The sequence below is a fragment of the Brevibacterium sp. BDJS002 genome (genome assembly GCF_028201555.1).
Lineage (GTDB): Bacteria > Actinomycetota > Actinomycetes > Actinomycetales > Brevibacteriaceae > Brevibacterium > Brevibacterium aurantiacum.
In genome coordinates, this window is the sequence record NZ_CP116392.1 from 3128237 (window position 1) to 3150707 (window position 22471).

At 64.6% G+C, this 22471-nt stretch carries 19 protein-coding genes and 1 pseudogene; 8 read left to right on the forward strand and 12 right to left on the reverse strand.

Annotated features, from left to right (window positions below):
* Positions 1-4 precede the first annotated feature (4 nt).
* Genes PGC08_RS14620 through rsmA form a run of 3 tightly spaced genes read right to left on the reverse strand, consistent with a single transcriptional unit; the run spans position 5 to position 2606 of the window.
* Complete coding sequence (locus tag PGC08_RS14620; protein ID WP_271708734.1) at positions 5-751, reverse strand: FadR/GntR family transcriptional regulator; 747 nt, start codon at positions 749-751, stop codon at positions 5-7.
* Positions 751-1701, reverse strand: coding sequence for a 4-(cytidine 5'-diphospho)-2-C-methyl-D-erythritol kinase (locus PGC08_RS14625; protein ID WP_271708735.1), 951 nt, complete (start codon positions 1699-1701; stop codon positions 751-753). Before PGC08_RS14625 ends, PGC08_RS14620 begins: the two co-directional genes overlap by 1 nt.
* Entirely contained in the window at positions 1698-2606 is a 909-nt protein-coding gene (gene rsmA, locus PGC08_RS14630) for a 16S rRNA (adenine(1518)-N(6)/adenine(1519)-N(6))-dimethyltransferase RsmA (RefSeq protein ID WP_271708736.1), read from the reverse strand. The genes PGC08_RS14625 and rsmA overlap by 4 nt, the downstream gene beginning before the upstream one ends.
* 120 nt (positions 2607-2726) lie before the next feature.
* On the opposite strand from rsmA, the gene PGC08_RS14635 reads away from it, so the two are divergent.
* The 3 genes from PGC08_RS14635 to PGC08_RS14645 all read left to right on the forward strand — a co-directional run bounded on the left by PGC08_RS14635 (position 2727) and on the right by PGC08_RS14645 (position 6187).
* Entirely contained in the window at positions 2727-3998 is a 1272-nt protein-coding gene (locus PGC08_RS14635) for a class I SAM-dependent methyltransferase (RefSeq protein ID WP_271708737.1), read from the forward strand.
* 54 nt (positions 3999-4052) lie between these two features.
* Positions 4053-4889 carry a sulfurtransferase gene (locus PGC08_RS14640; RefSeq protein ID WP_271708738.1) on the forward strand — a complete coding sequence of 279 codons (837 nt, stop codon included), beginning with the start codon at positions 4053-4055 and terminating at the stop codon, positions 4887-4889.
* A 434-nt stretch (positions 4890-5323) separates the two neighbouring features.
* Positions 5324-6187 carry a C40 family peptidase gene (locus tag PGC08_RS14645; protein ID WP_271708739.1) on the forward strand — a complete coding sequence of 288 codons (864 nt, stop codon included), beginning with the start codon at positions 5324-5326 and terminating at the stop codon, positions 6185-6187.
* A gap of 133 nt (positions 6188-6320) precedes the next feature.
* Here PGC08_RS14645 and PGC08_RS14650 read toward each other — a convergent pair whose 3' ends face one another.
* The 5 genes from PGC08_RS14650 to PGC08_RS14670 all read right to left on the reverse strand — a co-directional run bounded on the left by PGC08_RS14650 (position 6321) and on the right by PGC08_RS14670 (position 12968).
* Entirely contained in the window at positions 6321-7988 is a 1668-nt protein-coding gene (locus PGC08_RS14650; protein WP_271708740.1) for a glycoside hydrolase family 3 N-terminal domain-containing protein, read from the reverse strand.
* Between the two features lie 101 nt (positions 7989-8089).
* On the reverse strand, positions 8090-9640 hold the full coding sequence (locus PGC08_RS14655) for a mannitol dehydrogenase family protein (RefSeq protein ID WP_271708741.1): 1551 nt from the start codon (positions 9638-9640) through the stop codon (positions 8090-8092).
* Positions 9640-10584 (reverse strand): carbohydrate ABC transporter permease, encoded by a 945-nt coding sequence (locus PGC08_RS14660; protein ID WP_271708742.1) that lies wholly within the window; start codon positions 10582-10584, stop codon positions 9640-9642. Before PGC08_RS14660 ends, PGC08_RS14655 begins: the two co-directional genes overlap by 1 nt.
* Positions 10581-11531: a carbohydrate ABC transporter permease gene (locus PGC08_RS14665; protein WP_271708743.1), complete on the reverse strand. Its 951-nt coding sequence runs from the start codon at positions 11529-11531 to the stop codon at positions 10581-10583. Before PGC08_RS14665 ends, PGC08_RS14660 begins: the two co-directional genes overlap by 4 nt.
* Before the next feature lie 78 nt (positions 11532-11609).
* Positions 11610-12968, reverse strand: a complete 1359-nt coding sequence (locus tag PGC08_RS14670; protein WP_271708744.1) for an ABC transporter substrate-binding protein — start codon at positions 12966-12968, stop codon at positions 11610-11612.
* Positions 12969-13157: 189 nt separating this feature from the next.
* Between PGC08_RS14670 and PGC08_RS14675 the strand changes: the two genes are divergently transcribed.
* From PGC08_RS14675 to PGC08_RS14690, 4 genes and pseudogenes are all read left to right on the forward strand, one after another.
* On the forward strand, positions 13158-14240 hold the full coding sequence (locus tag PGC08_RS14675; protein WP_271708745.1) for a sugar-binding transcriptional regulator: 1083 nt from the start codon (positions 13158-13160) through the stop codon (positions 14238-14240).
* A pseudogene (locus tag PGC08_RS14680) lies at positions 14240-15701 on the forward strand (xylulokinase); the annotation flags it as partial. The gene PGC08_RS14675 and the pseudogene PGC08_RS14680, both read left to right, overlap by 1 nt.
* 161 nt (positions 15702-15862) lie before the next feature.
* Complete coding sequence (locus tag PGC08_RS14685) at positions 15863-16960, forward strand: ABC transporter ATP-binding protein (RefSeq protein WP_271708746.1); 1098 nt, start codon at positions 15863-15865, stop codon at positions 16958-16960.
* Positions 16961-17022: 62 nt separating this feature from the next.
* A complete protein-coding gene (locus PGC08_RS14690) occupies positions 17023-18150 on the forward strand; it encodes a glutamate--cysteine ligase (RefSeq protein WP_271708747.1) in 1128 nt (375 codons plus the stop codon).
* A gap of 149 nt (positions 18151-18299) precedes the next feature.
* Here PGC08_RS14690 and PGC08_RS14695 read toward each other — a convergent pair whose 3' ends face one another.
* The 4 genes from PGC08_RS14695 to PGC08_RS14710 all read right to left on the reverse strand — a co-directional run bounded on the left by PGC08_RS14695 (position 18300) and on the right by PGC08_RS14710 (position 21552).
* Entirely contained in the window at positions 18300-18659 is a 360-nt protein-coding gene (locus PGC08_RS14695; RefSeq protein WP_271708748.1) for an NUDIX domain-containing protein, read from the reverse strand.
* Positions 18660-18872: 213 nt separating this feature from the next.
* On the reverse strand, positions 18873-19952 hold the full coding sequence (gene tsaD / locus PGC08_RS14700) for a tRNA (adenosine(37)-N6)-threonylcarbamoyltransferase complex transferase subunit TsaD (RefSeq protein ID WP_271708749.1): 1080 nt from the start codon (positions 19950-19952) through the stop codon (positions 18873-18875).
* Positions 19949-20608 (reverse strand): hypothetical protein, encoded by a 660-nt coding sequence (locus PGC08_RS14705; protein ID WP_271708750.1) that lies wholly within the window; start codon positions 20606-20608, stop codon positions 19949-19951. Before PGC08_RS14705 ends, tsaD begins: the two co-directional genes overlap by 4 nt.
* Positions 20605-21552, reverse strand: coding sequence for an aldo/keto reductase (locus PGC08_RS14710; RefSeq protein WP_271708751.1), 948 nt, complete (start codon positions 21550-21552; stop codon positions 20605-20607). The genes PGC08_RS14705 and PGC08_RS14710 overlap by 4 nt, the downstream gene beginning before the upstream one ends.
* A 143-nt stretch (positions 21553-21695) precedes the next feature.
* On the opposite strand from PGC08_RS14710, the gene PGC08_RS14715 reads away from it, so the two are divergent.
* Positions 21696-22457 carry a biliverdin-producing heme oxygenase gene (locus PGC08_RS14715; RefSeq protein WP_271708752.1) on the forward strand — a complete coding sequence of 254 codons (762 nt, stop codon included), beginning with the start codon at positions 21696-21698 and terminating at the stop codon, positions 22455-22457.
* Positions 22458-22471: the final 14 nt, after the last annotated feature.

Below are 22471 nucleotides of genomic sequence, written 5' to 3' on the forward strand. Positions count from 1 at the left end.
CTGATCAGTACGTCTTCAGGCGGGGTTGGCCCTCCCAGGCGTCTTCCATCTCGGTGAATGCTCGATCCATCATTTTCGTCATCGCAGCATGAGCGCGCTCGGGGTCGCCGTTGCCGATGGCGTCGGCAACATCGAAGTGCCATTGCAGCGCATCCGGATGAGGGAATTTCGGCATCAGTCCGGCGTGCGTGCGACCTCGCAGGATCTCGGCGACGACTGTGTCGAAAGAGGCGAAGAGCTCATTGCCGCCGGCTCTCAGGACTGCACGGTGGTAGGCGATGTCGACCTCCAGCACCGCTTCGACATCGCCTTTGCTGCCGCTGGCGCGCATTCTGGCGGCCAACCGCATGATCTCCTCGGCCACATCGGCTGAGGCATGGATGGCCGCGAGGTATGCTGCCTGCGGTTCGATGGCGACTCGCAGCTCCGTCAGCGAGCGCAGCTGCAGTGCCGGGGTTGCCGCCATTCGCCACCGCACGACCAGGGGGTCGAGGATGGTCCATTCCTCCATGGACAGAATCACCAGACCCAGGCGACGAATCGGCTTGACCATCCCCAGGGATTCCAGGACCCGCACGACTTCGCGCACCACCGACAGTGAGACCTCGTAGCGCACGCGCAGCTCTTCGGCCCTGATGACCGTTCCCGGCGCCAAGTCACCGGTGACGATGTCCGTGCCCACCGAGTTGAGCAGGCTCTCGTGGAGGTTGCCGCCGGCTGCTCCCGTGCTCGGCTCCTTCGCTCCAGCCATCAGTGCGATTCGATGACGTGGGCGCCGGAGGCAGGTCCCGTGGTTCGCAGCGCTTCCTTGACTCCGCGCGTGGCCTGGAGGAGGACTGCGAGGTCGAGTGCGTGGTGGGCGTCGCGGGCGAGGAAGCCGATCGTCGGGCCGGAACCGCTGAGCAGGGGCAGGAGTGCACCGGCGTCGCGGCCGGCTTCCATCACCTCGGCGAGTTCGGGCATGGCCGATATTGCGGCATCGGTAAGGTCGTTCGCGGCGGCCGTGGCCAGGGTGTCCGGGTCACCGGCGGCGAGCGCCGTGAGCACCTCGGCGGGCACGACGGCAGGTTCGGGGTCCGGTGTGAGTTCGTCGAACCGTGCGTACATCGCCGGGGTCGACAGCTGCCCCGCCGAGGTGGCCATGACCCAGTGGAATGATCCGCGGGTGAGGACGGGGCTGAGCTTCTCCCCGCGTCCGTGGCCGATGGCTGTGCCGCCGTGGAGGAGGAAGGCGACATCCGCGCCGACTGCGACCGCGCACTCCTGGAGGATCGACTCCTCCACTCCCCCGATGAGGTGGGCTGCTCCGACCAGTGCCGCGGCTGCGTCGGCCGATCCGCCGCCCATGCCGCCGGCGACGGGCACCTGTTTGTCGATGACGATGTCGAGGTCGCGCAGCACGTCGACGTCACGGTCGTCTTCGAGGGCTGCGATGAGGAGATTGATGGCTTTGCGAGCGAAGTTCGACTCGTCCTGAGGAACCTCGGCGTCTCCGTACCGGCCGCCGACGACGATCGAGGAGCTGCCCCCGGGAATGAGGGTCAGGGTCTCGTTGAGGTTGAGTGCCTGGAAGACCGTCGCGAGTTCGTGATATCCGTCCTCACCGGCTCCACCGACGCCGAGGTGGACGTTGATCTTCCCCGGTGCCTGCACCTTCACCGGTGTCTGGGTTTTCGGGCACGAGTGCAGCTGTGCGCTCATGGCTGTGGACTTTCGTGAGTGTCCCGGCTTTCGTGATCATCCGGGCTGCCCGCTGCGGCTCCGGCTGCGGCGAGGCGCTCGAAATCGGCAACGCCGAGGGCCTCACCTCGAGTTTTGGGATCGATTCCGGCGGCGCGCAGGCACTCTTCTGCCTGCTGGGGGCTGCCGGCCCAGGTGGCCAGTGCCGCGCGCAGAGTCTTGCGACGCTGAGCGAAGGCCGCGTCGACGACGCTGAACAGGCGACGGCGCTGCTGCGGGTCACGCTGGGTGCGGGTCACGTCAATGTGGACGAGGCCCGAATCGATGTTCGGGGCCGGCCAGAACACGTTCTTGCCGATGCGTCCGGCCAAGGTGACGTCGCCGTACCACTGGGCCTTGACGCTGGGCACACCGTAGGTGCGGGAGCCGGGGCCGGCGGCGAGTCGTTCGGCGACCTCGAGCTGGACCATGACGAGCACTGACTTCAGGCTCGGGAAGATCTCGAGGAAATGCAGCAGCACCGGGACCGCAACGTTGTAGGGCAGGTTCGCGACCAGCGCTTCTGGGGCGGTCGGAAGTTCGGTGACCCTGAGGGCATCGGCATTGACGAGCTCGAAGTTCGCGGCTCCCTCGGCAGCGTCGTCCGTGTGTCCGTACTTCTTCACCGTTGCGGGCAGTCGCTGCGCCAGGACATCGTCGATCTCAACGGCGGTGACATGGTGTCCGGCTTCCAGCAGACCCAGCGTCAGCGATCCCAGGCCGGGACCGATCTCGACGACGCTGCTGTGGTCCTGAAGCTTCGCGGACGTGACGATCGAGCGCACGGTATTGGGGTCGATGACGAAGTTCTGCCCCTTCTGCTTAGTCGGGCGCAGACCGATGTCGGCGGCGATTTCGCGAATGTCGCGTGCGGTCAATAACGTCACAGCCAACAACTTACAGCACTCATTCCCAGGCACAATCACCGAACACTCCTGACGCCATTTCCTTATACTCCTGCAACATCGCAGTCAGACGGCTGACGCCAGGACGATAGGGTGAACGGTATGGATCCGCAGACACTCACCGAACTCCTCGACGTCTCCGTCCTCGACCGGCTCGACCGGATCGAGGACCTGCCCGCCGATGAGCTCGCCCGATCATCGGCGCTGCGCAAGGAAGGCTATTCCGCCGAGGTGACCGCTGGCCTGCTCACACAGGCCCAGCTGCGCAAGGACGCCGTGAAGAAACTCGGCCCGTTCGCCGAGGACATGCTGTTCACTCGCGACGGTCTGGCCCAAGCCACACGGCTGCCAGTGGCCGCCCATCACGCCCGCCGCCTCCTCGGCGAGGGCAAGGACACCGGTGGCGACACGAACACCGATGGCGGCCAGGGCACCGACGCCGAGGCGGCAGACTCCACACCCACGATCGCAGATCTGGGCTGTGGGATCGGCGCCGACTCCTTCGCCTTCGCTGGGATGGGCGCCCAGGTCACCGCCGTCGACGCAGACGAGGTCACGGCCGCCATCGCCAGCTTCAACCTCCGCCACCTGGCCAATGCCGGCGTCGAGCACGCCCGCGCCGAAGACATCGACACCTCCGCATTCGACGCCCTGTGGTTCGACCCGGCCCGCCGCACGGTCGGGAAGGGAACCAAGAGCGGCTCCACCGCACGCATCTTCGACCCCGAAGACTTCTCCCCTTCCCTGTCCTGGGTCATCGACAAGGCGCTCGCGGCGAAGGCCGCAGGCGTCAAACTCGGACCGGCACTCGACCACAGCCTCATCCCCGATGAGGCCGAGGCGCAATGGGTCTCCCACCTCGGCGAAGTCGTCGAGGTCTGCCTCTACTTCGGCGAGGCCAGGCAGCGTCCCGGACGCAGCGCCCTCGTCATGGGCGAGCGCACACTCCTCGTGCACGAAGATGATCTTCCCGCCGACGATGAGGACGGCGTCGGTGAGCTCGGTCAGTACCTCCTCGAACCCGACGGTGCGATCGTGCGCGCCGGACTCGTCACCGCCTTGTGCGGGCACTTGCAGGCTCGCCGCGTCCACCCGAAGATCGCCTATCTGACCACGGACGTCGAACCGACCGGACCGGCCTCGGCCGGGGTCGCCACCTATGAGGTCACCGATGTTCTGCCGGCGAAGATCCCCAGCCTGCGCAAGGCCCTCATCAGCCGCGGCATCGGCTCGGTCGTGATCAAGAAGCGCGGAGCTGATATTGTTCCTGACCAGGTCAGGCGTCAGCTCAAATTGCCGGCCGGAGACAAGGCGACACTGGTCTTCACCCGCCTGGGCGAACGTCATGTCGTCCTCCTGACCCAACCCTGCTGAACCGTCCCAACCCTGCTGAACTCCCTTCACCCCACCCCACTAGGAGAATCCCCCATGAACCGCTCCGACGTTCTCATCACCGCCGACGAACTCCTCGCTCGCCTCTCCGACGACGGATCCACGCCGAGGCTGCTCGACGTCCGCTGGACACTGCAGAAGCCCGATGGCCGCGAAGACTTCACCGCCGGGCACATTCCCGGAACCATCTACGTCGACTTGGACACCGAACTCGCCGCACACTCCGAGACTGACCCCACAGCCGGACGCCACCCGCTGCCGTCTGCCGAGGCATTCCAGGACCAGGTCCGGGCCTGGGGCATCGACCAGCTCACCGACGTCGTCGTCTATGACGACAATTCGGGCCAGGGCGCCGCGCGCGCCTGGTGGCTGCTGAAGTGGGCGGGCATGAAGGCACGTGTCCTCGACGGCGGCCTGCAGGCTTTCGTTGCCGCCGGAGGCGAATTGGCCACCGGAGCCGGTGGCCCCGTCCAGCCGAGCACCGTGACGATCTCCCCCGATTCGATGCCCGTCATCGACGCCGACGCGGCAGCAGCATGGACAGGGGTCCTCCTCGATGCCCGCGCCGGCGAACGTTTCCGCGGAGAGACCGAGCCGCTCGACTCACAGGCCGGTCACATTCCCGGTGCCACGAGCGCGCCCGCCGGCGACAACACCGCAGACGGAAAGTTCCTCGACGAGGAGTCTCTGCGGTCGCGCTTCTCGGCCCTCGGCGCTCTCGACCAGCCCGTCGGCGTCTACTGCGGTTCAGGGGTCAGCGCCTGCCACAATGCCTTGGCGCTGGCGACCCTCGGTGTCGAGTCGAGCCTCTACCCAGCCAGCTGGTCGGGATGGTCATCTGACCCTGCGCGCCCGGTCGCAACCGGAGCCTGACGGCCCACCGGGCTCACCCGCAACGTCGAACTCCTGCCTTCTAGTCGAACTCCTACCCGCGTTCTTGAGTGGGCATTCCTTGTCGCAGAAATGTCATTTTCGGTCTGTTACATAGGCTGATTTGTTACATTCCGGCAGGGAATATGACGAGATATAGGTCATATCACCACTGGTCGACACTAGGCAAACGCGCAAATATTACAGAAAACTCAGCGCATAGAAGGATTCTGACCTGCACTGTTACATGCTTCGATGAAAACTTCTCGCCCAATGTAACGAAAACGTGACATTAGGTCACTGATTGGTTACAGTTGTGAAGGTCGGTCGCGAGAGTGCCGACTTCACAGCGAGAACCGCACGCCACGCTCGATGTGAAATCACTAAGGACCGAAAGTGGCGGTTGGGATTCTTCCAATAGGTGACGAGAGGAAAACGTGGCAAATAAGCAGCATGGCCGCCGCGCCGCAGAAGCCAAGGTCAAGACTCCATTGACCGAACTGACCGATATCCTGAACGCCAACTCCGCCGTCTTCGGACGTCGTGCAGCCGTTGTCGCTGCCAGCGGTGGCCTGCTCACCGCAGCAGTTCTTCCGGCAGCAGGACAGGGAGCCGAGGACAAAGCCTCAGTCTCCGCGGAGTCAGAAGCACAGACACAGGTCGAGTTCAAGAACCAGTCGGCGACCGTCGCTGCGGACGAAGGCTCGTCTTCTCAGGACAAGAAGCAGGGCGCCTCCATCGGTGTCGATGTCGAGAACATCACTGCTGAGGCCGCTCCCAAGCCGAAGCCGAAGCCGAAGCCAGAACCCGTCGAGACCACCGAAGACGAACCAGCCGACGAGGCTGCTCCGGCTCCAGAACCCGCAGAGGACGACTCCGCCAACACCGGTTCTTCGGACTCCGGCGACGAGGACAAGGGCGAGAGCAAGGACTCCGGTTCCGACGCAGGCTCAATGGACGGCTCGAAGGCCGAGCAGGTCATGAGCTGGGCAGCCAAGGGCGTTGGCACCCCATATGTTTACGGTGGAACCTCCCAGAGCGGTTGGGACTGCTCCGGTTACACCAAGTGGGTCTACGGCAAGGTCGGTGTCGATCTGCCGCGCAACTCGAGTGCGCAGGAGGCCGCTGGCCAGGTTGTCTCCAAGTCGGAGGCCAAGCCTGGTGACCTCATCTTCCGCCCAGGTCACATCGGCATCTACGCCGGTGACGGACAGATGTACGATGCCGGATCCCCAGGGTCAGGCACCTCGAAGCGCAGCTACAGCTGGATGGGTGACGTCACCTTCATCCGCGTTCTCTGATCCAGTTCTACGCAGAAACCCCTCGTCCGCCTTGATGGTCCCAGCCGGACGAGGGGTTTTTCGTGCCCTGCCGCGCTGCTGCGGCCGGGGCGCTGCTGCGGTCGGGGGCGCTGCTGCGGTCTGGGGCGCTGCCTCAGCTGCAGTCTGGAGCCTTGTCGCTTCCGTCGTAGTCGACGGGCAGCTTGCCTGAGGCTCTGAGATCGCCTTTGAGCCATTTCGCCACGGCCTTCAGCGCATTGGGATTGCTGTCATAGGCCGTGACGGCCGACTGTGCCGCGGTATTTCGCATCGTCCACGGTGCAGCGGTGCCGACTGCCACCTCGGCAGAGGTGTCCGGGCTCAGGCTCACGCTCGTCCCGCCGGAGCCGACTGCCAGACCCTCGTCCTTGGCCGCCTTAGTCAATTCGGTCTTCTCCTTCTCGCTGCCGCCGACGATGGAGATCGAGTCGGTGCCCTCGAATGCGCACTCGCCCTTGAGGACCGTCAGTGATTTCTCGGCCACATCGGTGAGGACCTTCTGCGGATCCTCGGAACCGGCTGGCTTGGAATCGCCCCCTGACCCGGAGTTGCCCCCACCGGCATCATCCCCACCGGAATCGTCGGTCATCGTCTTCTGGGTCTCGGCAGTGGCCAGCTGCATCGCCACCACGCGTTCTGCCTTCTTCTGCAGATCGGATTTCTTCAGGTCACCGTCCTCCATAGCCTTGGCCACCGCCTTCTGGGCGGCGGCGGAATCCGGTGGCATCAGCGCGAGATCGGCGCCGGCGGACAGTGCTTTGACGGTCTCCTTCCCGCTCTGGTTCTGGTCCACGGCCTTCATGTTGAGGGCGTCGGTGATGATGACTCCGTCGAAGTCGAGCGTGTCCCGCAGTGACTTGTAGGCCTTCTCATTCAGCGTTGCCGGCGTCGTCTTCGCATCCGGCAGGCCGATGTGTCCCATCATCACCATCGGGACGCCGGCCTTGACGGCGGACTTGAACGGCAGCAGGTCCGTGTCCTCGAGTTCCTTGATGCTCTTCTTCGACACCGGCAGGCTTTCGTGGGAGTCGACGTGAAGTCGACCGTGGCCGGGGAAGTGCTTCGCGGAACTGGCGACACCGCCGAGGTGGTATCCGGTCGCGGCTTGGGCGACCACCTCGGCGACTGCCTTGTGATCGTCACCGGCCGACCGCACGTTGATGGCCACGTCCTTCTCACCGGTTGTGACATCGGCGTCGGGGGCGAAATCGATGGTGAAGCCCAGGTCGGTGAGGTTCTGGCCCTGCACCTTGGTCGCAGTCTGCGTCAGTTCGGGATCCTGGGCCGCTGAGAGCGCCATCAACGGTGGGAACGGCAGCGCCCCGGTGCCGAGCCGAGAGACAGGACCGCCCTCCTGATCGACGCCGATCGACACGGGCTGTCCCTTCGAACGTGCCGCATTGACTGCCTCGGTGACACCCTTGACCTGGTCTGGAGTCGGATTCTCGGGCAGATTGTCGGCCATGACGATGACCCCGCCGAGGTCGTTGTTCTTCAGCAGATTGACCCCGGTCTGGGTGTCGGTGCCCGACCAGGTGCCGATGATGAGGGACCCTGCCAGCTCGTCGTCGGAGAACGATTCGACGATCTCCTTCGCCTCGTCGGCGAAGTCAGCGGGGCCGATGTCTGCGGGCTCGGCGGCCTTTTCAGGTTCGGCCTTCTGTGCCGATTGCGGGGCTCCGGCTTCCCCGGTCTTCTCCGGTTGTGGGTCGGACGTTCCCCCGGAGCAACCGGTCAGGGCGAGCACGGCGGTTGCAGCGATGATGCTAAGTCTGGAGCGCATAGCACCATGCTAATCGTCGAAGATGAACCAACGGTTGAACGCGCACAAGGCGTGCCACCGCTGCTTCGGACGTCGGCGCAGTTTCGGACTTCGGCGCCGCCTCAGAGCCTCTCGTGGGCGGCGAGTCGCCTGAGGGTCTCCTTCGCGCCTCGTTCGTGCAGGGAGTCCAGAGCCGCCAGGTAGTGCTCGGTGAAACGGGACTCGTCAGCCAAAGTACCGAAGAACTGCTCCTGCCGGACGAAGGCCAGGACGTCTGCCGCCTGTGACGACGCGACCTGCTGCAGTTCATCGGCATAGCGATCGACGATGGTGAACGCAGCCCCCTGCTCATCGCTGCCCTCGGCGTAGCGAGCCCAGGATGCGCAGATCGCGGCCGAGACTTCGACCGGTGCATCTGAGGCAAGGTTGTCACCGATGACGGGGACCAGCCATTTGGGGATGCGGTCGGAGGATTCGGCACCGAGGCGGGCCAAGGTGTCGCGTATCTCGGGATTGCTGAAGCGTTCGATGAGAGAGTCCTTGTACCCGTCGAGGTCGATGCCCGGCAGCGGTTCGAGGCTCGGGGTGCCCTCCTCATCCATGTATCTGCGCAGGTAGACCGCGATATCCGGGTTCTCCATCGCCTCGTGGGCATAGGTGTAGCCGGCGAGGAGACCGAAGTAGGCCAGACCCTGATGCCCGGAGTTGAGCAGACGCAGCTTCATATGCTCGTAGGGTCTGACATCGTCGACGACCTGGACTCCGGCCAGTTCGTACGGGGGCCTGCCGGAGGTGAACCTCTCCTCGAGCACCCACTGGAAGAAGGGTTCGGCGACCACGGGCCAGGCGTCCTCGATCCCGACTTCATCACGCAGGTCGGCCCGGTCGTCATCGGTGGTGGCCGGAGTGATGCGATCGACCATCGCGTTCGGGAAGGACACGTGGACGTCGATCCAGTCGGCGAGTTCGGGGTCGACGAGCCGGGCGAAGGCACCGAACATCTTCTTCGCCACATGGCCGTTCTCCGAGATGTTGTCACACGACTGCACGGTGAATGGGGGCACACCTGCATCTCGGCGGCGGCGCAGAGCCTCGATCACATATCCGAAGACCGTGCCCGGCAGCATGCCCGCGGCCAATGCGGCCACATCGGCGACGATCATCGGATCCTCGGAGATGAACTCCCCGGTCACCGGGTTGACGTTGTATCCGCCCTCGGTGACGGTGAGCGAGACGATGCGAATCCTCGACTCGCCGAGGAGGTCGATGAGTCCCTGCGGATCGTCGGGTCCGTAGCGGTAGTCGATGATCGATCCGATCACCCGTCGTTCGCGGGTGCCGTCTGGGTGTTTGAGTGTCAGCGAGTAGAGGTGATCCTGTCCCGCCAGCGCGTCTCGCATGCGCACATCGTGGGGCAGGACACCGGCTCCCACGATTCCCCAGTCCGCGGCTCGTCCCGCGCTCATGAGGTCATCGAGGACCATGGCCATATGGGCCCGGTGGAAGCCGCCGACGCCGAAGTGCACGATGCCCGGAGTCACTGCGCTCCGGTCGTAGTCGGGGACGGTGACCCCGCGGGCCGCAATCCGGTCAAGGTTCGATCCGTGCAGAGGCAGCAAGTCTGAGGCTGGGCGGGCACGGTCAACGTGTGCAGAATCCGGGGAATTCGACATCACTTCACTGCACCCATCGACAGGCCCTGGACGAGTTTGTCCTGGGCGGCGATGCCGGCGACGAGCACAGGCACCGAAATGATCAGCGAGGCCGCGCACACCTGGGACAGGAACAGCCCCTGGGAGGTGACGAAGCTGGTGAGGAAAACGGGCGCCGTCGATGCCGCCGTCGAGGTCAGGACATTGGCGAAGAGCAGTTCGTTCCACGAGAAGATGAAGCAGATGAGGGCCGTGGCTGCTAGGCCCGGAGCGGTCAGGGGCAGCAGAATCTGCATGAAGACACGGGGAAGCCGGGCCCCGTCGAGCTCAGCGGCCTCGAGCACCTCAATCGGCACCTCGGCGAGGAATGATCGCATCATCCACACGGCGATGGGCATGTTCATCGCGGAGTAGATGATGATGAGCAGGAGCCAGGTATCGAGGATGCCGAATGCCTGCGCGACCAGGTAGACGGGCAGAAGTCCCGCGACCATCGGCAGCATCTTGGTCGAGAGCAGGAAGAAGAGCACATCCGACCAACGTTGGATCCGACGAATGGCCAGCGAGTACGCGGCCATGGTCGACAGAACCAAGACGATGAGGGTGGACACGATCGCCGCGACCGCCGAATTGATGAGGGCGGGCCAGGGGCTTACGCCGCTGCCGCCGCCGAAGAAGTTGGAATAGGACTCCAGCGTCAGCGGCGCGAAGAAGCTGGGCGGGTTGGTCGAGGCATCGGTCTCGGCATGCAGGCTGGTCAGCAGCATCCACAGCAGCGGGGACACGAAGAGGAGGCCTACCAGCCAGGCCAAGAGACCGAGCAGGACCTTGCCGATTCGGCGCTGACCCGGGCGTCTCTGCGCACTCGCCTTCTTGCGGGAACGATCGGCTCCCGTCGAGGCCGTGATGTCTGGGGTGGTGGCCGTGCTGTCTGGGGTGGTGGCCGTGCTGTCTGGGGTGCTCATGAGTTCTCCTCCTTGAGCAGAGTGGACGCGGTTCGCAGCGCGAAGGTCGCGATGACAAGTGAGGCGATGACGACGATGACGCCGACGGCGGAGGCGACTCCATAGTCTTGGGCCACGAAGAATTCCTGGTAGATGACATAGGGCAGATTCGCGGTTCCGAGTCCGCCCGAGGTCATCGTGAAGACGGTGTCGAAGTTCTGCACGATGTAGATGGTGCCGAGCAGCGCCGCGAGTTCGATATAGCGTCGCAGGTGCGGCAACGTGATGAATCGGAATGTCTGACCCGGTCCGGCGCCGTCGACCAGTGCCGCCTCGTAGACGTCCATGGGACGCGACTGCAGACCCGCGAGCATGATGAGCATCATGAACGGGGTCCACTGCCAGACGAGGACGATGCCGATTCCCAACAGCGGATAGGTGCTCATCAGATCCGGCTGCGGGGCGTTCTCACCGAAGACGCTGGTCAGCAGGCCGTTGACCAATCCGTAGGACGGGTTGAAGATCGCATGCTTGAACAGCAGCGCCGCGGCCACGGGCACGATCAGGAACGGGGTGATCATCAGCGTGCGCACGAACCCGCGGCCGATGAACTTCCGGTCAAGGAGAAGCGCGATGGCCAGACCCAGCACCGCCGAGACCAGTACGACGGAGACCGTGAGCCCGATGGTGACGAACACCGCGCGCAGCAGATCCGCATTCGTGAAGACGGTGATGTAATTCTGCAGGGTGCCGAAGCTGATGTCATCGGGATAGGCGGCGTTCCACTTCATGAACGAGATGACGATTGTGATTGCGAAGGGAATCTGCGTGACGAGGATGACGAAGATCAGCGCCGGCAGCATGGGGACTCGCCGCGACCACCGCTCTCGAGCGCTCGAGGATGCGGACCTGGGCGATGGGGGCGCGGGCGCCGCCTGAGTGCGGCGATCTTGCGCAGGAGCTGACATGGGGCAACCTCCGGTGATGGGTGGCAGTGGGGCCGGGTGCCGGGGCGGAGACGCGAACGCCTCCGCCCAGTGCTTGCGCTACTTCTTGTACTTGTCTCCGATCTTCTCTGCTTCCTTCTGTCCCTTCCCAAGCGCTTTGTCCACCGTGGTGCGTCCGGCTATCGCCGAACTGACGTCTTCGGAGATGCCCGTGGCCAGGTCGGCGAATTCGGGAATGGTCACGAACTGCACTCCGAGAGTCGGGCGCGGCTGCACACCGGGGTTCTTCGGGTCTGCCGAGTTGATGGCGTCCTCGGTCTGCTTGTAGAACGGTTCCGCGGCCTTCTGGTACTCCGGGTTCTCATAGGTCGAGGTGCGTTTGCCGGCGGGCACGTGCTGCCAGCCCAGTTCTTCGGCGACGGTCTCTTCATAGTCCTGTGACGAGGCCCAGGCCACGAACTGCTTGGCGGCGTCCTGGTTCTTGCCTTCCTTCTGGATGCCCCAGGCCCACGTGTAGAGCCACGAACTCGACTTCGTCTCCTTCACCGGGGCTGCGACATAGCCGATCTTGCCCTTGACTGGTGAGTCATCGGCTTCGAGGGTTCCTGTTGCCGCCGTCGAGTCGTACCACATCGCGACATTGCCCTGCTGCAGGTTGGTCAGGCACTCGGTGTAACCGGCCTGCGGTGCTCCCGATTCGCCGTAGTCCTTGATGAGATCGACGTAGAAGTTCGTCGCCTCCTTGAACTCCTTGGAATCGACCTGTGCGTCCCAGTTCTCATCGAACCAGGTTCCGCCGAAGGTATTGACCACGGTGGTCAGCGGCGCGAACATCTCTCCCCAACCGGGCAGACCGCGCAGGCAGATGCCCTTGGTGCCCTTCTCGGCACCGTCGACCTTCGCTGCCAGATCGGCGACCTCATCCCAGGTGGGATTCTCCGGCATCGACGCACCCGCCTTCTCGAAGATGTCCTTCCTGTACATCAGGAAGGATCCCTCCCCGTAGAACGGCTCTCCGTAGATCTTGTCCTCATAGGTCATCGATTCGGCCATCGGGGCGAGGATGTCGTCCTGATTGAATCCCTCGGCATCGACGACGCCTTCATCCATCGGAGTCAGCCACCCGTTCTTGGCGTAGGTCGGCACTTCGTAGTTCGACATCGAGGCCACGTCATAGTTGCCGGCCTGCGCGGAGAACTCCTGCCCGATCTTGGCGCGGACTTCGTTCTCCGGCAGCACCGTGTAGTTGACCTTGATCCCGGTGTCGCTGGTGAATTGATCCGCGGTGAGCTTCTGCAGGTCCTGCATCTGCGGATTGTTGACCATGAGAACGTTGACTTCTTCATTGCCTCCGCCGCTCGAACTTCCCCCGGCGCCACCACACCCTGCGAGTGTGAGTGCTCCGACCACTCCGATGGCCGCCGCTGTGACAGCCCGGCCCGTGATCTTCAGCTTCATCGTAATTGCCTTCCCTCGTCATTGCGGGATTGCTGCCCGCCATCGGGTGTGCTTGACGAAATACATATGAGCATCCGTGCTCACATGTGCAATACTGTGTCATGATCTGAACAGATGTGCAACAGATCACATATGAGCGGCAGACTGGTCGCCGTTAGTGTGGTCTCCGTGGTTTCGGAAGGGAGAGTCATGAGCACAGCACCGACTGCCAGGCACCGCCGGTTCCTGGCTCAGCTGGCCAAAGAGCACTATCTCCAGGGCAGCTCGAAGGTGGAGCTGGCCAAAGCGCACGGACTCAGCCGGTTCCAGATCGCTCGTCTGCTGCAAGAGGCCGTTGACAGCGGAGTCGTCACGATCTCGATCGAAGCCGATGCCGCCGACGAAGACGGCCGAGCCGAACGGCTCGCGGCCGCGCTCGGGCTGAGGTCGGCCATCATCGTCGAGTTCGAACACGAGACCCACGCCGCACAGCGAATGGGTCGTGCCGCGCTCTCCTACGTCGATCGCCACGCCCGCCCGGGCATGCGCATCGGACTGGCCTGGTCACGGACACTCGACGCAGCAGCAGAATTCGCCCCCGCACTCCCCCGCTGCACGATCGTCCAGCTCGCCGGTGCGCTTCAACTCAGTTCGCATCGGCCCAGCGCCGGGATCTTCGCCCGATTGGGACAGGATGCCGCCGTGACCATGGTTCGACTGCCGGCTCCACTCCTGGTCACCGAGGCGGACACCGCGGCAGATCTCAGTGCCCTGCCTGAGATCTCCAGTGCCCTCGCTGCCGCAGACGATCTCGATATCGCGGTCGTCTCGGTCGCCGCATGGGCGCAGGAACAGTCCTCGGTCTGGGAGAAATGCAGCCCAGAGCAGCGAGCGGCAGGGCTGGCCGACGGTGCGGTGGCCGAAGCCTCCGGACGCCTCTTCGACGCCGCCGGAGTCGAGGTCGACACGATCGACGATCGCGTCATCGCCGTCACCCTGGACCAGCTTCGCAGCGCAGCGACGACCGTCGGTGTGGCTCGCGGAGCACAGCGCGCCGAGGCTGTCCGTGCAGCCTGCGCCGCCGGGATCCTCGATGTCGCCATCGTCGACGAGGCGCTGGCCCGAGAGATCCTCGACAGCCAGGCGCCCGGGACACAGGCCGCCCCTCAGTCCGTTTCGAAGAACACCTCACAGGCCGCCCCGCAGTCCGTTTCGAAGAACACCTCGCAGACCGCCCCTCAGTCCGCCTCGCGGGCTCAGGTACAAGTTGCAGCGCGGACCGAGGAGCCGTGATGGCTGCCGACCTCGAACCGCGCGAACTGGTCGCCGGCGTTGATTCCTCGACGCAGAGCTGCAAGGTCGTCATCGTCGACCCCGCCACTGGTGAGATCCTGCGCAGCGGATCGGCCCCGCACCCTGTCGGGACGGAGGTCGATCCCGAAGCCTGGTGGTCGGCCCTGCAGGAGGCGATCTCTGCCGCAGGTGGGTTCGCTGACGTCGCCGCCGTCAGCATCAGCGGACAGCAGCACGGCCTCATCACTCTCGACAGTCACGGGCAGGTCATCCGCGACGCTCTGCTGTGGAACGATCTGCGCAGCGACACAGCAGCGCGTGCACTCATCGCCGAGATCGGGGCAGACGAGTTCGTCGATCGGGCCGACATCGTTCCTGTTGCCTCCTTCACCGGGGCCAAGCTACGGTGGCTGCGCGATCATGAACCCGACAATGCCTCCCGCGTGGCAGCCGTGGCTCTGCCGCATGACTGGTTGACCTGGCGGCTGTTGGGCTACGGACCAAGCAGCTCATCCGCCCCACGGGGCCCGACCTCGAGGCGCTCGTCACCGATGCCTCCGATGCCAGCGGAACCGCGTACTTCTCCGCGGTCACCGGACGCTATGACCTTGAACTCTTCCACACAGCATTCGGTGCCACAGCACGAGAAGCTGCCGGACCCGATGCTCACTGGGACCCCGACAGCGCACCCCACACCGCTCCCGTCGTCCTGCCTCGTGTCCTCGGGCCCCATGAGAGCGCCGGTCACACACCCGAAGGCATCCTCGTCGGACCGGCGCCGGGGACAATGCGGCCGCTGCGCTCGGACTCGGAGCCGGCCCGGGCGACGTCGTCATCTCGATCGGCACCTCGGGGACGGTCTTCAGTCCGACCCGTCTGGAGATCAACGATCCTTCGGGGATGGTCGCCGGATTCGCCTCGGCCGACGGTGGGCGCCTTCCGCTCGTCGCCACGCTCAATGCCGCCCGCGTCCTCGACTCCGCGGCAGTGCTGCTGCGCGCCAGTCATACCGACGTGGCTGCGCTGGCACTGGCCGCGGCACCTGGGGCGAACGGCCTCACTCTCGTCCCCTATTTCGAGGGCGAGCGCACCCCCAACCTTCCGGATGCGACAGCCCGTCTGGAGGGGATGACCTTGGCGAATTCGTCCCCGGAGAACGTCGCTCGGGCGTTCGTCGAGGGCATGCTGTGCGGACTGGCCGACGGACTCGAGGCGGTGCTGCGACAGGGCCTGAGCGTCGAACGGCTGCTCCTCATCGGCGGGGCAGCCCGCAACCCGGCAGTGCGGGAGGTGGCCAGAGACATCTTCACCGTCCCCATCGACGTACCCGAGCAGGCCGAGTACGTGGCCATCGGGGCCGCCCGTCAAGCGGCCTGGACACTGACCGGAACCTCGCCGAGGTGGCAGGTCGAGCTGGTCGCGACTCTGCACCCGAGACCATCGCGTGTACGCGAACAGTACCGCTCTTACGCCCACACCAGCGTCACTCCCAAAGCCAGCCACACCAGCGTCACTGCTACCACCACAATCACCGGCGACACCACTCCCGCCGACGAGAACTCAGACAATGATCACCGCGGATCGTCGGGTGCCCACGCACCCGTGGAAGGTTGAGATTCACCATGGCAACAGTCACTTTCGATAAGGCAATGCGCCAGTACCCAGAGGCGCTCACTCCATCGGTCAACGAAATCAGCCTCGATATCGCCGATGGCGAGTTCCTCGTCCTGGTCGGTCCCTCAGGCTGCGGAAAGTCCACGACTCTGCGCATGCTCGCGGGCCTCGAACCCGTCGACGGCGGGCACATCAGAATCGGTGAGGACGATGTCACCGGGGTCTCGCCCCGCGAACGCGATATCGCGATGGTGTTCCAGAACTATGCGCTCTACCCACATATGAGCGTGGGGGAGAACATGGCCTTCGCTCTCAAGATCGCCGGTGTGGGCAAGGCTGAACGCAATGAGCGAGTGCGTGAGGCCGCCCAGCTGCTCGACCTCGAACCCTACCTCGATCGGAAGCCGAAGGCCCTCTCCGGCGGGCAACGGCAGCGCGTGGCCATGGGACGCGCCATCGTGCGCTCTCCGCAGGTGTTCCTCATGGACGAACCGCTGTCAAACCTCGATGCTAAACTGCGGGTCCAGACACGTGCACAGATCGCCTCGCTCACCCGCCGCCTCGGCGTCACCACGGTCTACGTCACCCACGACCAGGTCGAGGCGATGACGATGGGCGATCGCGTCGCTGTGCTCGCTGACGGACGTCTCCAGCAGGTGGACACTCCGCGGGCCCTCTACGACCGCCCCGCCAATCTCTTCGTCGCAGGCTTCATGGGCTCTCCGGCGATGAACCTCATTGACCTTCCGCTCCAGGACGGGGCGCTGCACCTCGGCGAGTCCGAGATCCGATTGAGCCGCGCGCAGCTCTCGGAGCTCACAGCTGATCGAGTGACGGCCGGAATCCGACCGGAGGACTTCCGTCTCGAGCCGACCGGCGGTCTGGAAGTCAGTGTGGATCTGATCGAAGAGCTCGGCGCGGACGCCTACGTGCATGGTCGGGCGACGACCGGCGGCGATGACAAACCGATCGTCGCCAGGGTCAGCGGGCGCACGCGCGTGGCCAGAGGTGACAGGGTCAGAGCCGTCCCGGAGCTCTCGCGCCTCCACCTCTTCGATTCGCAATCCGGTGCACGACTGTCTGATGAGAGTGAGCATGCGGCCTGAATGTGACGGCCGATAAGTGGTCAGAAGCCAGAAAACCCGGTGCGGAATACTATGATCGATCCATGGTCGATTTCGCACGCTCACCCCGCTCCACCATCGGAGTCGAATGGGAACTGGCTCTGTTGGACGGGGACAGCCTTGATCTGACTTCCGCCGCGGAGGTTCTCCTCGCCGATGTCGCGCAGCGTGCACCCGAGTTCGAGAAGCGGATCGTGGGCGAGATGCTCACGAACACGATCGAACTCGTCACCGGTGTCCACGAGCAGGTTTCCGGAATCGCCGAGGATCTGGCCTCGTCCATGGGTGCCCTGCGCACGCTCACCGAGGACCGTGGGATCGAACTCATGTCCGCTGGCACGCACCCGTTCGCCCAGTGGCAGTCCCAGGAGGTTCGCGCCAAGGATCGCTATCTCGAGCTCGTCGACCGCACCCAGTGGTGGGGTCGGAACATGCTCATCTTCGGCGTCCACGTCCACGTCGGAATCGACTCCCGCGACAAGGTGCTGCCGATCGTCAACGCCCTCCTCGCCTACGTCCCCCACCTTCAGGCGCTGAGCGCATCATCACCCTTCTGGGGCGGGACCGATACCGGCTATGCATCGAATCGGGCGATGATGTTCCAGCAGCTGCCGACCGCGGGACTGCCGTTCCAGTTCGAGGCGTGGTCGGACTACGAGAAGTACGTGGCCGACATGCTCACCACCGGCATCATCGACAACATCAATGAGATCCGCTGGGATATCCGTCCCGCCCCGAACTGGGGAACCGTTGAGGTCAGGGTCTGCGACGGTCTGCCCACGCTCGAGGAGATCACTGCGATCACGGCCCTCATCCAGTGCCTCGTCGACGACTTCTCCGCCCGTCTCGATGCCGGTGAGACCCTGCCGACGATGCCGGACTGGTTCCATGACGAGAACAAGTGGCGTGCCGCCCGCTACGGCATGGACGCCATCATCATCGAGAACGCCGAAGCCGATGAACGCCTGGTCACCGAATGCCTGGCCGATGAGGTCACGCGACTGGCCCCGGTGGCACAGCGACTGGGCTGCGTCGACGAACTGAACACCATCACTTCGATCATCGACCGCGGTGTGCCCTACCAGCGGCTGCAGAACGTGTTCAAGGACAGTGAATCACTCACCGAGGTGACTCGTTCCCTGATCAGCGACCTGCGCACCTCGTATACCTGAGGTCTTCGGACCGCGAGGCCGCCGCACCCTCCCACCGATAAACGGGTCAAGCGTCAAGTTACGCACGCCCAAACGCGTTTGTCGACGCTTGACCCGTTTGTCGATGAAGCCGTCGTCGGGGTCCGCTGCGGCCCGTCAGCGGCCGCGACTCACAGGTGGGGGCGGAGGAGCTCCAGCAATTCCGGCAGGGACGCAGCGACACCGGAGTGCAGCTTGAGATCCGGGAGCTCGTCGATCGGCACCCAGGCGAGCTCGATGCTCTCAGGATCGCTGATGACCGGTTCGAAATGACGCACGGCCCGGGCGATGACCGTCGTGTACGACCAGTCCCCGAGATCGAGGACATGGGTCTCGAGGACTTCGATGCCCGAGGCGTCACTGTCGGGGACACCTGCTTCTTCCCAGGACTCGCGGACGGCCGCGTCGAGAGCGGATTCGCCCAGGTCGCGGGCGCCACCGGGGAAGCCCCATGTTCCTCCCTCGACCGACCACAGGGCGCGGTGCTGCATGAGGATCCCCTGCGCAGGTCAAGCAGCATCAGTCCCGCTGCCCCGTTGAGCCCCCAGTGCTTCTTCCCGTCCGAGCCGAGAGTCCATCCATCGCCTGATCGCCGAGGCGGCAGGTAGTCCGGCAGATCCTTCGAGTTCGGACCGTATGCGGTCTCATCGCGTGAGGCACCGCTGCGTTCGTGTGTGTAGGCGTTCTGGTCGCCGGCGTTCGGGTCAGACGAGGACATGATCGACATCCAATGAGGAGACTGCGGCAAATGACAGGTCGCTGGGTCCGATTCCACGGCGGACGAGTTCGGCACCGAGAGCTGCGACCATGGCTCCGTTGTCCGTGCACAGACTCAACGGCGGTACCCTCAGCTCCACCCCCGCCTCGGCGCATCTGGCTCCGAGGACCGCGCGCAGGTGGGAGTTCGCGGCGACTCCCCCGCCGAGGACGACGTGGCTGATGCCGGTGTCGGCCGCCGCCAGCAGGGTCTTGGTCACGAGGACGTCGACGACGGCGTCCTCGAATCCCGCTGCGATGTCGGCGACCCGCAGGTCCGTGCCCAGTGTTTCGGCCTTCGTGACCTCCCGCAGTGCGGCGGTCTTGAGTCCGGAGAACGAGAAGTTGAAGCGACGTTCGGGATCGCGCAGATCCTGCTTCTTCGCCAATCCGCGGGGGAACTTCACGGCGGTGCGGTCACCGGGGATTCCGCTCCCGTCGAGCGCTCCGAGAGCGGCCTTGGAGATGTTCGGCCCACCCGGGTAGTTGAGTCCCAGCAGCCGCGCGGTCTTGTCGAAGGCTTCGCCGGCGGCATCGTCGATCGTGGCGCCGATGAGTTCGATGTCATCGACGACGTCTCCGATGCGCAGGATCTCGGTGTGCCCACCGGAGACGAGGAGTGCGATGGTCGGCGTGGTCAGGCCGTCGACGTCGGTGGCGATGAGGTCCACCGACACATGTGCGGCGAGGTGGTTGACCCCGTAGAGCGGCAGGTTGAGTGCCGCGGCGAGGCCCTTGGCGGCACCGACTCCGACCATCAGCGCACCGCTGAGGCCCGGGCCGGCGGTCACGGCAATGGCGTCGAGGTCGCTCAGCGCGATGTCTGCCTGATCGCAGGCCGAGGCGATGGCCGGCCCGATGGCCTGGACGTGTGCGCGTGAGGCGACCTCGGGGACCACGCCGCCGAAGCGAACGTGTTCATCCATCGAGGAGGACACCGTGTTGGTCAGCAGCGTCCGGCCTCGAACGATTCCAACTCCGGTTTCGTCACAGGAGGATTCGATGCCCAGCACCAGCGGTTCGCTCATATGTCGTTCGCCCCGTCCTCGCTGTGATCCGTTTCGCTGTCGTCCTCGCTGTCGTCCGTTTCGCTGTCCTCAAGTTCGAGGTCCGCGTAGAGTGCGAGCAACTCTTCCTCACCGGCCTCGGCGACGTCGAGGCCCAGGACCCGAGCGAACAGGCGCAGGTGGGTGTCCCACATCGGTCCGAAGTCCGCGGCCTTGAGCCGAGCGCTCTCGACGTCGGGCGCGGATTGGGTGAAGATCAGAAGGGTCGCATCCCCGTCCGTGAGTTCGAGTGCGAGCAGCGCCATCCCCAGCACGCCGAAGTCATCGAGCTCGACGAGGACATGGTCCTCGACCTCGCAGCTGAGGATCTCACCGTGCAGTGTGGTCTCACCGAGGTCGAAGGTGATCGCAGGATTGGGATCGTCCACGTCACTGTTCTCAGAGTCATCTCTGTCCGTGCCGCCTGCGGCTTCGTCGACGTCCGTACGGGCTGCTCCTTCGTCGGCGTCCGTGCCGGCTGCGGCTTCGTCGACGGTGAAGGATGCGAACCAGGACCTGGCGGTTTCGCTGTCGACGAGCTTCGACCAGACGGTCGCAATGTCGACCGCCAGCGGCAGCTCGATGACAAGATCAGTGCCGTTCTCCCATTTCACAAGGCGTGGACTCGTGCTCGTCATGCTTCCACCCATGCTTCGTTGAGGGCCGTGATCTCGTCCTCGGCCAGCTGCAGTTCGGTTCCTGCGAGCAGTTCGCTCAGCTGTTCGGGCACCCGCGCCGAGGCGATGGTGGAGGGAATGAAATCGTGTGACAGCTGCCAGGCCAGTGTGGTTGCGGTCATGGTTGCGTTGTGCGCCGAGGCCACGTCGTCGAGGATTTCGAGAGCGCGAAGCGCCGCTTGGTTCTCGAGGAAGTCGGCGACGCGTTCACCGCGCACGCTTCCGGTGGAGTCGCCGCCGGTGTGCTTTCCCGTGAGGAATCCCGAGGCCAAGGAGTGGAAGGGCAGTTCGGCGATGCCGTTGGACCGCAGGTAGGCCTGTTTCTGTGCATCCACCGCGCTGCGGGCCACGAGGTTGTACCGATCCTGGACGACGCGGTAGCACGCCAGTGAGTACTTCGCGCTGATATTCATGGACGACTGCAGACGATCCAAGGTGAAATTCGAGGCGCCGAGGTAGCTGACCTTCCCGGAGCGCACCAAGGCGTCGAAGGTCTCCGCCACCGCCACCTGATCGACGCTCTCGTCGTCGGCGTGGGCGTAGTAGACGTCGACGTGGTCCGTGCCGAGACGACGCAGGGAGGAGTCGATGCATTTGCGGATATTGGCTGGGTCGAGCCCCTTGCGCTTCGGATGCGCTCCGACCTTGGTGGCGATGACCATGTCATCGCGGTTGCCACGCGAGGCCATCCATTCGCCGATGATGGTCTCCGACTCACCGCCGGAGTTGCCGTCGACCCACACGGAGTAGGCATCCGCTGTATCGATGAAGTTTCCGCCCGCCTCGGCGTAGGCGTCGAGGACCGCGAAGCTCTGATCCCGGTCAGCACCCCAACCGAAGGGATTGCCTCCCAGATGCAGGGGGTGGACCATCAGATTCGTGTCAGCAAGTTGCACTCTTTCCATGGCTCCAGCCTACCCTTTGGCAGTGGTCGGCGGCGGTATGGGGCGCAGGTTAGGACAGGCTCGACTAAGATGAAAACAAGCACTGCAGCAGCCCTGACCATCGAGACACTTCCGGATCATCGATCTCTCAATGAGGAAACATCATGACTGAACCATTCTCAGCTCGCCTCAAGGCCAGCACAGCCACGATCCACGACGAGGTCGAGCACACGAATTTCATGGTCGATCTCATGGAGGGCAGGCTCGACCCACGCGCCTACGCTCTCCTGCTCAAGCAGTACACGCTCATCTACGCAGCCCTCGAGGCGAAGTCTTCGGAGTTCGCCGAGGACCCGATCTTTGCACCTTTTCACGATGCGAATCTGTTCCGAGGTGAGCGCATCGTCCGGGACCTGCAGGAACTCACCGGCGCGGTGGAGTTCATGGGCAGCGACGCAGACCTGCCCATCACCCGCAGCGGCGAAGCATATGCACGACATCTCGGCCGACTCGACAAGCCTGAGCAGGTCATCGCACACCACTACACGCGCTACCTCGGCGACCTCTCCGGCGGGCAGGCCATCGGAGCGCTCATGGGCAGGCACTACGACATTCCTGCCAGCGCGCTGACGATCTGGGACTTCACCGCACTCGGCAAGACGAAACCGTACAAGGACTCCTACCGTCTGCGCCTCAACGACATCGCAGACACCGGTGGGAACGAGCAGACCGTCATCGATGAGACGATGACCGCGTTCGAACTCAATGGCGAACTGCTTTCGGAGCTGACGTCTCTGTCCGACCGTCACACAGCCGACCGTCGCACATCCGACCGTCCCGCCACTGCCGGTCCCACTGCCGGCCGCCCCACTGCCACCCGTCCCGCCGCTTCGTCTGTCTCGCCAGCTGTGCTCGGCCGCTCCTGACGGCGGAACCGGGA